This is a genomic window from Streptomyces sp. NPDC026522, assembly GCF_055567555.1.
On the sequence record NZ_JBVHQF010000011.1, the window covers coordinates 288,738 to 300,946 of the forward strand.

Genomic DNA, 12,209 nt, shown 5'->3' on the forward strand with positions numbered 1-12,209 from the left:
GCCCGGCGGCGCTCCCGTCCGGGAGCGGCGCTCAAGTACCGCTGGTGCTCCGATGCGTCGTGTGCGGCGTCCGTCCCCGCACTGCGCGACCTGCGGTACGGATGAGCCTAGAACCACTCCGCGCTGGTGGGGAGATCATTTCAGTCATTGAATTTGTCCTGCCACCGGCTGGAAAATGCAGTCGGTAAAGCAGTCGGCTGCGGGTGCCCCGGTGGGGGGCACCCGCAGCCGCCCCGCTTTGTCAGAGGTACTGACCGGTGTTTGCCACCGTGTCGATGGAGCGTCCGGTGTCCGCGCCTTGCTTTCCGGTGACGAGGGTGCGGATGAATACGATCCGCTCGCCCTTCTTTCCGGAGATTCGGGCCCAGTCGTCCGGGTTGGTGGTGTTGGGCAGGTCCTCGTTCTCCTTGAACTCGTCCACGCAGGCCTGGAGGAGGTGGGCGACCCGCAGGCCCTTCTGGTTGTGTTCGAGGAAGGCCTTGATCGCCATCTTCTTGGCCCGGTCCACGATGTTCTGGATCATGGCGCCGGAGTTGAAGTCCTTGAAGTAGAGGACTTCCTTGTCGCCGTTGGCGTACGTGACCTCGAGGAAGCGGTTTTCCTCGCTTTCGGCGTACATCTGCTCGACGACGGTCTGGATCATGCTGTGGACGGTGCCGGCCGTGGAGCCCTGGTGTTCGGACAGGTCGTCCGCGTGCAGGGGCAGCGAGGCCTTGAGGTACTTGGCGAAGATGTCCTTGGCGGCCTCGGCGTCCGGGCGCTCGATCTTGATCTTCACGTCGAGCCGGCCGGGGCGCAGGATGGCCGGGTCGATCATGTCCTCGCGGTTGGAGGCGCCGATGACGATGACGTTCTCCAGGCCTTCCACGCCGTCGATCTCGGCGAGGAGCTGGGGGACGATGGTGTTCTCCACGTCCGAGCTGACGCCGGATCCGCGGGTGCGGAAGAGGGATTCCATCTCGTCGAAGAAGACGATGACGGGGGTGCCCTCGCTGGCCTTCTCACGGGCACGCTGGAAGACGAGGCGGATGTGCCGCTCGGTCTCGCCGACGTACTTGTTGAGGAGTTCGGGGCCCTTGATGTTCAGGAAGTAGGACTTCCCGGTGGGGCGGCCGGTGACCTCGGCGACCTTCTTGGCAAGGGAGTTGGCGACGGCCTTGGCGATGAGCGTCTTGCCGCAGCCGGGGGGGCCGTAGAGCAGGATGCCCTTCGGCGGGCGCAGTTCGTGCTCCTTGAAGAGGTCCGGGTAGAGGTAGGGGAGCTCGACCGCGTCGCGGATCAGTTCGATCTGGTCGCCCAGGCCGCCGATCTTGTCGTAGTCGATGTCCGGGACCTCTTCGAGGACGAGGTCTTCGACCTCGCTCTTGGGGACCACTTCGTAGACGTAGCCGGAGCGGGGTTCGAGGAGCAGGGCGTCGCCGGGGCGGATGGTGATGTCCAGGAGCGGCTCGGCGAGCCTCACCACCCGTTCCTCGTCGGTGTGCCCGATGACCAGGGCGCGCTCGCCGTCCTCAAGGATCTCCTTGAGGGTGACGATGTCCCCGGCGCGCTCGAATTCCATGGCTTCGACCACGTTGAGCGCTTCGTTGAGCATGACCTCCTGGCCGCGCCGGAGCTCTTCCGGGTCGACGCTGGGGCTCACGTTCACGCGGAGTTTGCGGCCTCCGGTGAAGATGTCGACGGTGCCGTCCTCGTTGGCTTGCAGGAAGACACCGAAGCCGGCCGGCGGCTGGGCGAGCCGGTCGACTTCTTCCTTGAGGGCCACGATCTGGTCGCGGGCCTCACGGAGGGTATTCGCCAGTCGTTCGTTCTGTGCGGATACGCCGGCCAGATTCGTCTGGAGCTCTACGATCCGCTCTTCGAGAATCCTCGTGTGACGCGGTGAGTCGGCGAGCTTGCGTCGCAGGACGGCGATTTCCTGCTCGAGATAGGCAACCTGGCCAGCGGGGTCCTCGGACCCTCGCCCGGGCCGGATGCCGCGGTTGATGTCGTCGTCGTGGGCTGCCACGGTCCTCACCTCCTCCAAGGGGAGCTGGACGCTTCCTGACCCTACCTGGGCTGGTGGTGATTGAAACCCCTAGATCACAAAGACGGTAGAGGTGTGTCCGATCTTCACCCTTGCGTACTCCCTCTCGCCAAGGAAATACCCACCCAGCAGCATCGGAAAGCAGCCGGTTGTAAGGTCGAAGCGTTCAACACCCGTCAGGGCCCGCGCGACTTGTCGCGAGTTGTGACCGGGAGGGATCACTCAGTGCAGGGAACGGCAGGAGATATGACCGTGCAGCAGGAGGCAACCTCCGACGGAACCGCCGGTGCCGACGAGGCCGGGGCGTCGCTGGAGGTGTGGATCGACCAGGACCTGTGCACCGGCGACGGCATCTGCGTGCAGTACGCCCCGGAGGTGTTCGAGCTGGACATCGACGGTCTGGCGTACGTGAAGAGTGCGGAGGACGAGCTCCTCCAGGCCCCGGGGGCGACGACTCCGGTTCCGCTGACGCTGCTCCAGGACGTGGTCGATTCGGCGAAGGAATGCCCGGGTGACTGCATCCACGTCCGCCGTGTTGCCGACCGGGTCGAGGTGTACGGCCCTGACGCGGAGTGACGGTTCACACCCGGCCGGGGCGTGCGTCGGTAAGCTCCTGGCGGAATTTTCCGCCCGTCCAGCGCCACTTGGCGAGCTGTTCGGTGTCGGGGCTGTAGCGCGGGACCGCCGGTGAGGAGTATCCGAGGAGACGTGCTGTTACCGCGGCGTCACTGATGGTGAGGTCGGTGGCGGTCTGCCGGCGGGCGGTGTCGAGCAGGGTGGCGACGACGCGTGGCGGGGCGCCCGGGGTCTTGTCCTGGGTCAGGACGTAGATGGCGTGCGGCGGGGCGCCGGAGCCCGCGTCGCAGCGGACGGCGGCCACGGTCTCGGGGCGGCCGTCGCCGTCGAGGTCGCCCTCGGCGGTGGCCGTGACGAGGTGCGGCATGCCCCTGCAGTCGAGGGGGTAGCTGACGGCGTGCGCGTCGGGGGCGGCGGCCGGCGGGCCGGCGGGGGCCGCGGCGGAGGTCGCGGTGACCGGGGCGCCGGTCGCGGGATCGGGCTGGAGGAAGCCCGCGGCGGCTATGACGGCGGCCATCGCGGTGGCCGTGGCGACCCAGTGGATGGCGTCGGCGCCACCGTGCGCCAGGGTGTCCAGTACGGGGGCCGGCTCGGTGGGGCTGTGCAGCACGCGGGGTGTCTCCTGTGCGAAGGGTGACGCGGTGCCAGCATCGTGCCACACCTCACACCGGGGTGGAACGGGTGGGTGCGGGTGGGTGCCGACGGCGTCCGGAGCTGTCGGTCCCGGTAACGAAAAGGCGCTGTGGCGCAGTTCCCGTCCGGTCGGGGGAACTGCGCCGCAGCGCCTTCGTGTTGGGGTCTGCGCCGGGTGGGCGCGGGCCGGTGGGTCAGTCGCGGTCGCCGCCGCGGCTCTGGCTGCCCGGTCCTTCGTAGTCCTCGCCGTAGGCGCCCTTGGAGGGGCGGCGGCGGCGCATCGGGGGTTCGACGCCGTCCGCGAGGCGGCGGGCGGTGACGAGGAAGCCGGTGTGGCCGATCATCCGGTGGTCCGGGCGGACGGCGAGGCCTTCGACGTGCCAGTTGCGGATCATCGATTCCCAGGGCTGCGGCTCGGCGTAGCAGCCGAACTCGCGGATGGATTCGACGGTGCGCGAGAGCTGGGTGGTGGTGGCCACGTAGCAGCAGAGGATGCCGCCGGGCACGAGTGCCTTGGAGACGGCTTCCAGGCATTCCCAGGGGGCGAGCATGTCGAGGATCACGCGGTCGACGTCGGTGTCGGACAGGTTGTCCTGGAGGTCGCCGACGGTGAGCTGCCACGCGGGGTGGGGGCCGCCGAAGTAGCGTTCGACGTTGGCGGTGGCGATCTCGGCGAAGTCCGCGCGGCGCTCGTAGCTGTGGAGCATGCCCTGGTCGCCGATGGCGCGCAGCAGGAAGCTGCTCAGGGAGCCGGAGCCGACGCCGGCTTCCACGACGCGGGCGCCGGGGAAGATGTCGGCGAAGGCCAGGATCTGGCCGGCGTCCTTGGGGTAGACCACGGCGGCACCGCGGGGCATGGACAGGACATAGTCGGGGAGCAGGGGGCGCAGCGCGAGGTACGCGACGTTTCCCGTGGTACGGACAACACTGCCCTCGGGAGCACCGATCAGCTCGTCGTGCGGGAAGGAACCCTTATGGGTGTGGAAATTCTTCCCGGCTTCGAGCGTGAACGTGTAGTGGCGGCCCTTGGGGTCGGTGAGCTGAACCTGGTCCCCGACCTCGAAGGGCCCGCGTCGGCGGGCGGCACCGGTCGGTTCGGACATGTGACCAGTGTATTGGGTTCAGGACTGGGGCCGCGCCATGGCCTTCACGAAGGCTTTTTCGACGTCCGTGGTGGACAGGACGCCGTAGATCCGGCCGCCGGGTTCGAGGACGAGGTATTCGGTGGCGGGGGTGGCGCGGAGGTGGTCGAGGAGGTCTTCGCCGGCGAGGTCCGTGGAAACCTTCATGCCTTCGGTGAGGTCCTGGGAGAGGGTGCTGACGGCGATCCAGGGGCGGCGGTGTTCGGGGACGGAGGCGATGGCGGTCTCACGGACGATGGCGGTGGGGTCGCCGTGTCCGTCGACGACGACGAGGGCGCGGGCTCCGGCTTCGTTGGCGCGGCGGAGGGCTTCGGAGAGGGGGGTGGCGTTCTCGACGGGGATGGCGCGGCGGGTGAGGGCGCGGGCCTGGAGTTCGGGGAGGTGCTGGCGCAGGCGGGCCATGCGCAGGCTGTTGCCGGCGCCGGTCCAGATGATGGCGGCGAGGATCGCGGCGAGCAGGGCGTCCATGACGGTGTCCATGCCGCCGATCTCCTGGCTGCGGTTGCCGAGGAGTCCGGTCTGGGTGACCAGGGGCAGGCCGATGAGGACGGCGACGGCGAGGGCGCGGCCGACCCAGGCGGCGGCGACGGTGCCGGCCATGGGTTTTCCGGTGATGCCCCAGATGACGGCGCGGAGCATGCGGCCGCCGTCGAGGGGGAGGCCGGGGAGCAGGTTGAAGGCGGCGACGAGCAGGTTGGAGATCATGAGGCCGGCGAGGAGGACGCCGGGGACGGTGGGGGCGTCGACGGCTTCCATGCCGAGGTAGAAGGCGCCGGCGAGGAGGAGGGAGAGGAGGGGGCCGACCGAGGCGAGGACGAATTCGCGGGCGGGGGTTTCGGCTTCCTTCTCGATTTCGGAGACGCCGCCGAAGAACTGGAGCCGGATGCGGCGTACGGGGAGCCGGAAGCGCAGGGCGGCGACGGTGTGTGCGAGTTCGTGGACGAGCACGGAGGCGTAGAAGGCGACGGCGAAGAAGAGGGAGACGAGGTAGCGGGCCGGTCCGAGTTCGGGCAGGACGCGGTCGAGCTGGTTGCCGAAGACCCAGGTGATGAGGGCGGCGACGAGGAACCAGCTGGGCGAGACGTAGACGGGTACGCCGAAGGGGCGGCCCATGAGGAGTCCGCCGCCCGGGTCGGAGCGCTTGGGTGCGCGCTCGCCGGTTTCGTCGGTGTCTGGCACGGCTGTCCTTCGTTCGGTGCTGTCCGGTGGGGCGGTTCCGCCGGTGGTGTGCGGGGCGTTGTGCGGGTGTGTCGGGTGGGTGTGCGGTGGCGCGGTAGCACGGTGTGATGCTCTGATCATGCAGTGCGAGGGGGCACGGAGTCGATGGTATGCGCGTGCTGTCGGTGGCGGGTCGTAGGGTTTTACGCATGACGACGAGCCCCGGTCCTGTTCCTGGCGTGGCTGCTGCCGATGCCGATGCCGCGCCCGAGGGGCCGGCCGGCGCGGTGCGGCCCGCTTCGCTGTCGCCTTCGCGGGCGAGCGATTTCATGCGGTGTCCGTTGCTGTACCGGTTCCGGGTGATCGACAAGCTGCCGGAGAAGCCGAGTGCGGCGGCGACGCGGGGGACGCTGGTGCACGCGGTGCTGGAGCGGTTGTTCGACCACCCCGCGCAGGAGCGGACGGCTCCGCGGGCCAAGGCGTTGCTCCCGGGGCAGTGGGACCGGCTGCTGGAGGCGAAGCCGGAGCTGACGGAGCTGTTCCCGGCGGGTGCTGAGGGGGAGGGTCTGGCGCGTTGGCTGACGGAGGCCGAGGCGCTGGTGGAGCGGTGGTTCACGTTGGAGGACCCGACGCGGCTGGAGCCGGTGGAGCGGGAGTTCTTCGTGGAGACGGAGCTGGAGTCGGGGCTGCGGCTGCGCGGGATCATCGACCGGGTGGACGTGGCGCCGACGGGCGAGGTCCGGATCGTGGACTACAAGACGGGCAAGGCGCCGCGGCCGGAGTACGCGGAGGGCGCGCTGTTCCAGATGAAGTTCTACGCGCTGGTGGTGTGGCGGTTGAAGGGGGTGGTGCCGCGGCGGCTGCAGCTGGTCTACCTGGGCAGTGGGGACGTGGTGACGTACGACCCGGTGGTGGCGGATCTGGAGCGGGTGGAGCGCAAGCTGCTGGCGTTGTGGGACGCGATCGTGGAGGCGACGGAGACGGGGGTGTGGCGGCCGCGGCGCACGAAGCTGTGCGGCTGGTGTGATCATCAGGCGGTGTGTCCGGAGTTCGGTGGGACTCCCCCGGTGTATCCGCTGGTGATCGTTCCCCGGGCGGCGGCGGAGGGGCCGGACGGACCGGGGGGTTCCTGATCGCCGGGTCAGGGCAGAATGGGCGGCGCCCGGCGAAGCCGCCGTTCGAAGTCCGAAGATCCCGAAGATGAAGATCCCGAAGATGAGGTACCCCTGTGGCGATCCGCGTCCTGTTGGTCGATGACCAGCCGCTGTTGCGCACCGGCTTCCGGATGATCTTGGAGGCGGAGCCGGACCTGGCGGTGGTCGGTGAGGCCGGGGACGGGCTCCAGGCGCTGGACCAGGTGCGGGCGCTGCAGCCCGATGTGGTGCTGATGGACATCCGGATGCCGCGGATGGACGGGGTGGAGGCGACGCGCCAGATCACCGGGCCGGGTCGGGACGGGCCGGCGAAGGTGCTGGTGCTGACCACGTTCGATCTGGACGAGTACGTGGTGGAGGCGCTGCGGGCGGGGGCGAGCGGTTTCCTGCTCAAGGACGCTCCGGCGACCGAGCTGGTGCAGGCGATCCGGGTGGTGGCGGGCGGCGAGGCGATGCTCGCGCCGAGCATCACGCGGCGGCTGCTGGACAAGTACGCGGGGCACCTGCCGTCGGGCGCGGAGACCGTCCCGGACACCTTGGGCACGTTGACGGAGCGCGAGGTGGAGGTGCTGAAGCTGGTGGCGCGGGGCCTGTCGAACGCGGAGATCGCGGCGGACCTGTTCGTGAGCGAGACCACGGTGAAGACGCATGTGGGGCACGTGCTGACGAAGCTGGGCCTGCGTGACCGCGTGCAGGCCGCGGTGTACGCGTACGAGAGCGGCCTGGTCCGCCCGGGCGCGCAGTAGCCGGCCGGCCGTGGTGACGGCGGGCTTGTGATGACGGCGACGGGCCGGCAGCCGCGTGGTGCGGCTGCCGGCCCGTTCGCGCGGCTCAGCCCTTGCTGATCTCCCAGAAGCGGAAGACGGTCGAGGCGTCCAGCGACCACTGGAGGCCGGTGACGTTCTGGCGGGTGACGGCGTACTGCTTGCCCTGCCAGAGCGGGAGGAGCGGGATCTCGTCGGCGACGATGTCCTGGAGCCGGGTGAAGTCGGTGTTGGCCGCGGTGCGGTCGGACTTCGCGGAGGTCGAGGGGATGATGGTCCCGCTGATCTCCTTGTTGTCGTAGTTGTTGTGCAGGACGTTGTCCGGGCCGAAGAACGGCTGGGTGAAGTTGTCGGCGTCCGGGTAGTCGGGCACCCAGCCCTTGACGTAGACGCCGTACTTGCCGGCTTCGATGTCCTTCTCGTACTGCTCGAACTCGACGGACTTCACGTCGGCGTCGAACAGGCCGCTGTCGTTGAGCTGCTTGGCGATGAGCTGGAGTTCCTGGTCGGTGGCCGGCCCGTAGCGGGTGGGCGTCGAGTACAGGGTGATCTTCACCTTGTTCGTGACGTTGGCGGCGCGCAGGACGCTCTTGGCCTTCTCCAGCTGGGGGCTGCCGCCGTAGCGGTCGAAGAAGGCGGTGTTGTGGGAGGCGATGCCGGCGGGGACGACCGAGTACAGGGAGGTGGCGGTGCCGTCGTAGACCTCCTTGATGATCGCTTCGCGGTCGACGAGGTAGGCGATGGCCTTGCGGATGGGGAGCTTTCCGGCGACCGGGTCGTTCATGTTGAAGACGAGGTGCTGGACTTCGGCGCCGGTGCCCTGGACGACCTCGACCTTCTGGTCGCCGGCCTTGTTGGCGAGGCTGGCGATGTCCTTGGCGGCGAGGCCGCGGAAGGCGAAGTCGACGTCGCCGCTCTCGAGGACCTTCTTCAGGGCGGCCTGGTCGTCGTTGAAGAACTTCATGGTCACGCCGGTGTTCTTCGGCTTGGCCTTGCCGCTGTAGGAGTCGTTGACCGAGAAGTTGGCGCTCTTGTCGCTGATGGAGTCCAGCTTGTAGACACCGGATCCGACGGCCTTGCCGTCGGTGCGGAGCTTGTCGGCCGGGTACTGGGTGTGGTCGACGATGGCGCCCGCACCTGCGGCGATCTTGCTGGGGAAGGTCGCGTCGGAGGTCTTGAGGCGGAAGATGACGGTCTTCTCGTCGGGGGTCTCGATGCCGGCGATCGACGAGAGCATGACGGCCGGGCCGGCGGCGTCATTGATCTTCAGGGTGCGCTCGAAGGAGTACTTGACGTCCTTGGAGGTGAGGCTGTCGCCGTTGCTGAACTTGAGTCCGGCGCGCAGGACGCACTTGTAGACCTTGCTGTCGGCGCCTTCGAAGCCGCAGGTCTGGGCGGCGTCGGGTTCGGGGCTGGTGCCGCCCTTGGGGAAGGTCAGCAGCGACTGGAAGACGTTGTTGAACAGGAGCCAGGAACCCGGGTCGTAGCCCGACGCGGGGTCGGTGGACTTCACCTTGTCGGATATTCCCATGACAACACCCTTGCCGCTGCCTGCGGCCGAGCCATCCTGCGAACCGCAACCGCTCAGCAGCGCGGCGGCGGTTGCGGCGCCGAGCGGGGCTGCCAACCACTGGTTACGTCTCATCACGCGAACGTCCTTCACAGTCGTACTGTCTCGTTGCGCCGGCCTGCGACACCCGCTGCCGGCTGGTGCCTTGCTCAGCCGCTGACGCCCCGGCCGAGTTCCCACAGCTGGAGGTCGGAGATGGCGTTGACCGACCATTCCGCCCCGGTGATCTCGTCGCGGGCGGCGACGTACTGCTTGCCCTGCCACAGCGGCAGGACGGGGACGTCGTCGGCGACGATGTCCTGCATCTCCGTGATCGCGGGCACGGCGACCGTGCGGTCGGCCGCGCGCCGGGAGTCGGGGATGAGCCTGGTGCGTACCGCGGCGTTGGCGTACGGAGTGCCCAGGAAGTTGTCCTGCTCCAGGAACGGGGCGAGGAAGTTGTCGGCGTCCGGGTAGTCGGGGAACCAGCCGAGCCCGTAGGCGGCGTAGTCGCCCTTCTTCTGCGCGGGGCGGTAGTCGGCCCAGTCGTTGCCCTGGACGGTGATGTCGAAGAGCTGGGTGGAGTTCAGCTGGGTCTTGAGTTCCTCGAACTCGGCGGCGGTGCCGTCACCGTAGTGGTCGGTGGTGTAGTTGAGGGTCAGCTTGACGGGGGTCTTGATCCCGGCGTTCTTCAGCAGGTCGGCGGCCTTGGCGGTGTTGGCCTCGCCGTACTTGCTGAAGAAGGAGTTCACGTGTCCTGTGACGGTGGTGGGGACCAGCGAGTACAGGGGCTGCGCGGCCTTGCCGTAGACCTTGGAGATCAGCGCGTTGCGGTCGACGGCGGCGGCGAGGGCCTGGCGGACGGCCTTGTCCTTGACGACGGGCGCATCGGTGTTGAAGCCGAGGTAGCGGATTTCCAGGCCGGGCAGCGGGACCAGCTTGACGGACTTGGGCGGCTTCGCGGAGAACTCGGCGATCTGGGCGGGCGACAGGGTGCGGGAGACGACCTGGACGGCGCCGTCGCGCAGGGCCTTGCCCATGCTGTCGGAGTCGGCGAAGGAGCGCAGTTCGACCTTGTCGTTCTGGAGCTTGATGTCGCCCTGGTAGTGCGGGTTCTTGGTGAAGACGGCGCGGACGAGCTGGTTGCCCTTGACTTCGGCCTTCATCGTGTACGGGCCGGAGCCGTCGACGGCGAAGCCGGCGCGCAGCTTCTTGGCGTCGTAGTCCTTGGCGCTGACGATGCCGGCGGCGGGGGTCGAGAGCTTGTAAGGGAAGGTCGCGTCGGCGGTCTTGAGGTGGAAGACGACGGTGTCGGCGCCCTTGGCCTCGACGGTGTCGATGGTGGAGAGCAGCGAGGAGGGGCCGTTCTCCGCCTTGATGGCCAGGACGCGGTCGATGGAGAACTTGACGTCCTTGGCGGTGAGCGGGTCACCGCTGGCGAAGGTGAGGCCGGGGCGCAGGGTGCAGCGGTAGCTCTCGTTGCCGGAGTCGGTGAAGCGGCAGTCGGAGGCTGCTTCGGGGACGGGCCGGCCGCCGCCGCGGGGGGTGTGCATCAGCGTCTGGACGGTCTGGCGCAGGACGTTCCAGGCGCCGGCGTCGTAGGCGTAGGCGGGGTCGAAGGGGGCGGGGGCGTAGTCGGCGGCTTCGAACCGGTCGGTGGTACCGACGACGATCGCCCCGGTTCCCGCTCCTCCTCCGCTCGCGCTGCCGCATGCGGACAGCGCGGGGGTGAGCAGGCCTATCGCGGCCGTCAGCACCATGGTCTTGCGGTTCATGCTGGAAGTACTCCCTCACCCGGCACTTGCTCAAAGCGGCGTAGAGGGCACTTGGCGGCGGTCGCCCGTTCAGGGCGGAACGATCGGGCCGGTGTGTGACGATCGGTCCACGCGGTACCGGCACAGGGGTGTGTGTCCGGTACAGCTGAGGTGCGGCGCAGTGCCCGGCGTCGACATTAGTGGCCTGGGACGGGATGGCTGGAACTGGCAGGAGTTGGGGCGTAACCGGACGGTCATGGGCGCGGACTGACCGTTCATCCCAGAGTGGGCGCAGAGGGGGTCAGGAGCTGATCAATGCGGACACAAGGGAACGGCTCAGGGCGTGCGGGAGGGCCCGGGACGGTTCCGTCAGGTGACCAAGCTCACCCCGCGGCAACTGCCAGCACGGGGATGGAATTTCGGCCTCCGCGGCGCCGGGCGGAAGATCCTCTCGCCGCTGCCCGACAGCACACTCGTTCTGTTCGGTACGCAGCGTGCGTGTTCAGTTCATCGGAGTGATGAGCGAGCGCAGGAACGCCAGGTCCACTTCTTCCAGGGAGCGCACGATCGTGCGGCCGGGCGCGGCGGGGATCAGGCCGACGGAGGGCACGGCGACGACCCGGCAGCCGGCGGCCTCGGCGGCGGCGACACCGGTGGCGGTGTCCTCGATCACGGCGCAGCGCGAGGGGTGCGCGCCGAGGGCCTGGGCGGCGAGGAGGTACGGGTCGGGGTGGGGCTTGGTCCGGGGTACTTCGTCGCCGGCGACCGTCATGGTGAAGCGGTCGCGGCCGAGGGTGAGCAGGACCTGGTCGATGACGCGGCGGTGGGAGGCGGAGACGAGGGCGGTGGGCACGTTGTGCCGGGCCAGCTCGGCGAGCAGCCGCTCGGCGCCGGGCATCAGGGGCACCTGGTCGGCGATGCGGGCCTCGAACCGTTCGTTGAGGAGCACGCTGAGCTCGGCGAGGCCGATGGCGGCTCCGGTGGACTCGATCAGGAAGGCGGCGCTGCGGCTCATGGGGCCGCCGACGACGATGTCGCGCCAGGTCTCCTCCAGCCGGTGGCCGAGCTCGCGGAAGATCTCCTCTTCGATCTCCCACCAGAACCCCTCGGTGTCGACGAGGGTGCCGTCCATGTCCAGCAGTACCGCCTGCAGGGCCGAACCGTCGGTCGTACGGGTGACGGCGGCTGGAACGGTGCTGGTCATGCGCACACACCTCTCACGGGGGACGAGAAGGCCGGTCACCTCGCTCCGCGGGACGTGCCCGGGGAACAGGTGACCGGCCTGTATGGGACCGACCAGTGTACGCCGCTCTGCGTCAGCGTGCGTTGAAATACTTCGCTTCGGGGTGGTGGATCATGATGGCGTCGGTCGACTGCTCCGGGTGGAGCTGGAACTCCTCCGAGAGGTGGACGCCGATGCGCTCCGGCTGGAGCATGTCGGCGATCTTGGCGC

11 protein-coding genes are annotated in these 12,209 nt (G+C 68.8%); 3 read left to right on the forward strand and 8 right to left on the reverse strand.

Going from position 1 to position 12,209, the window contains the following annotated elements; translation table 11 throughout:
- Nucleotides 1-241: 241 nt before the first annotated feature.
- Nucleotides 242-2,008: a proteasome ATPase gene (arc, locus tag ACZ4M3_RS27540; protein ID WP_361314205.1), complete on the reverse strand. Its 1,767-nt coding sequence runs from the start codon at nt 2,006-2,008 to the stop codon at nt 242-244.
- Nucleotides 2,009-2,272: 264 nt separating this feature from the next.
- Between arc and ACZ4M3_RS27545 the strand changes: the two genes are divergently transcribed.
- Nucleotides 2,273-2,602 carry a ferredoxin gene (locus tag ACZ4M3_RS27545; protein ID WP_467737010.1) on the forward strand — a complete coding sequence of 110 codons (330 nt, stop codon included), beginning with the start codon at nt 2,273-2,275 and terminating at the stop codon, nt 2,600-2,602.
- Nucleotides 2,603-2,606: 4 nt separating this feature from the next.
- Here ACZ4M3_RS27545 and ACZ4M3_RS27550 read toward each other — a convergent pair whose 3' ends face one another.
- From ACZ4M3_RS27550 to ACZ4M3_RS27560, 3 genes are all read right to left on the reverse strand, one after another.
- The gene (locus ACZ4M3_RS27550) at nt 2,607-3,212 is read right to left on the reverse strand and encodes a hypothetical protein (RefSeq protein WP_467737012.1); all 606 of its coding nucleotides are present in this window, start codon (nt 3,210-3,212) and stop codon (nt 2,607-2,609) included.
- 217 nt (nt 3,213-3,429) lie between these two features.
- On the reverse strand, nt 3,430-4,338 hold the full coding sequence (locus ACZ4M3_RS27555; protein ID WP_136211133.1) for a tRNA (adenine-N1)-methyltransferase: 909 nt from the start codon (nt 4,336-4,338) through the stop codon (nt 3,430-3,432).
- Nucleotides 4,339-4,356: 18 nt separating this feature from the next.
- The gene (locus ACZ4M3_RS27560; protein ID WP_467737015.1) at nt 4,357-5,676 is read right to left on the reverse strand and encodes a site-2 protease family protein; all 1,320 of its coding nucleotides are present in this window, start codon (nt 5,674-5,676) and stop codon (nt 4,357-4,359) included.
- 68 nt (nt 5,677-5,744) lie between these two features.
- Between ACZ4M3_RS27560 and ACZ4M3_RS27565 the strand changes: the two genes are divergently transcribed.
- On the forward strand, nt 5,745-6,668 hold the full coding sequence (locus ACZ4M3_RS27565; protein ID WP_467737017.1) for a RecB family exonuclease: 924 nt from the start codon (nt 5,745-5,747) through the stop codon (nt 6,666-6,668).
- Between the two features lie 95 nt (nt 6,669-6,763).
- Nucleotides 6,764-7,435, forward strand: a complete 672-nt coding sequence (locus tag ACZ4M3_RS27570) for a response regulator (RefSeq protein WP_467737019.1) — start codon at nt 6,764-6,766, stop codon at nt 7,433-7,435.
- Between the two features lie 85 nt (nt 7,436-7,520).
- On the opposite strand, the gene ACZ4M3_RS27575 is transcribed toward ACZ4M3_RS27570, so the two are convergent.
- From ACZ4M3_RS27575 to ACZ4M3_RS27590, 4 genes are all read right to left on the reverse strand, one after another.
- A complete protein-coding gene (locus tag ACZ4M3_RS27575; protein WP_467737021.1) occupies nt 7,521-9,101 on the reverse strand; it encodes an ABC transporter substrate-binding protein in 1,581 nt (526 codons plus the stop codon).
- A gap of 71 nt (nt 9,102-9,172) precedes the next feature.
- On the reverse strand, nt 9,173-10,777 hold the full coding sequence (locus ACZ4M3_RS27580) for an ABC transporter substrate-binding protein (RefSeq protein WP_467737023.1): 1,605 nt from the start codon (nt 10,775-10,777) through the stop codon (nt 9,173-9,175).
- A 481-nt stretch (nt 10,778-11,258) separates the two neighbouring features.
- A complete protein-coding gene (locus ACZ4M3_RS27585) occupies nt 11,259-11,960 on the reverse strand; it encodes an HAD family hydrolase (RefSeq protein WP_329193898.1) in 702 nt (233 codons plus the stop codon).
- 112 nt (nt 11,961-12,072) lie between these two features.
- Nucleotides 12,073-12,209, reverse strand: a 137-nt coding sequence (locus ACZ4M3_RS27590; protein WP_467737054.1) for a vitamin B12 dependent-methionine synthase activation domain-containing protein, incomplete at its 5' end; no start/stop codon positions are given.

Coding starts and splice junctions, on each gene's coding strand:
- ACZ4M3_RS27545 (WP_467737010.1), top strand. CDS start 2,273: ATGACCGTGCAGCAGGAGGCAACCTCCGACGGAACCGCCGGTGCCGAC.
- ACZ4M3_RS27555 (WP_136211133.1), bottom strand. CDS start 4,338: ATGTCCGAACCGACCGGTGCCGCCCGCCGACGCGGGCCCTTCGAGGTC.
- ACZ4M3_RS27560 (WP_467737015.1), bottom strand. CDS start 5,676: ATGATCAGAGCATCACACCGTGCTACCGCGCCACCGCACACCCACCCG.
- ACZ4M3_RS27565 (WP_467737017.1), top strand. CDS start 5,745: ATGACGACGAGCCCCGGTCCTGTTCCTGGCGTGGCTGCTGCCGATGCC.
- ACZ4M3_RS27580 (WP_467737023.1), bottom strand. CDS start 10,777: ATGAACCGCAAGACCATGGTGCTGACGGCCGCGATAGGCCTGCTCACC.
- ACZ4M3_RS27585 (WP_329193898.1), bottom strand. CDS start 11,960: ATGACCAGCACCGTTCCAGCCGCCGTCACCCGTACGACCGACGGTTCG.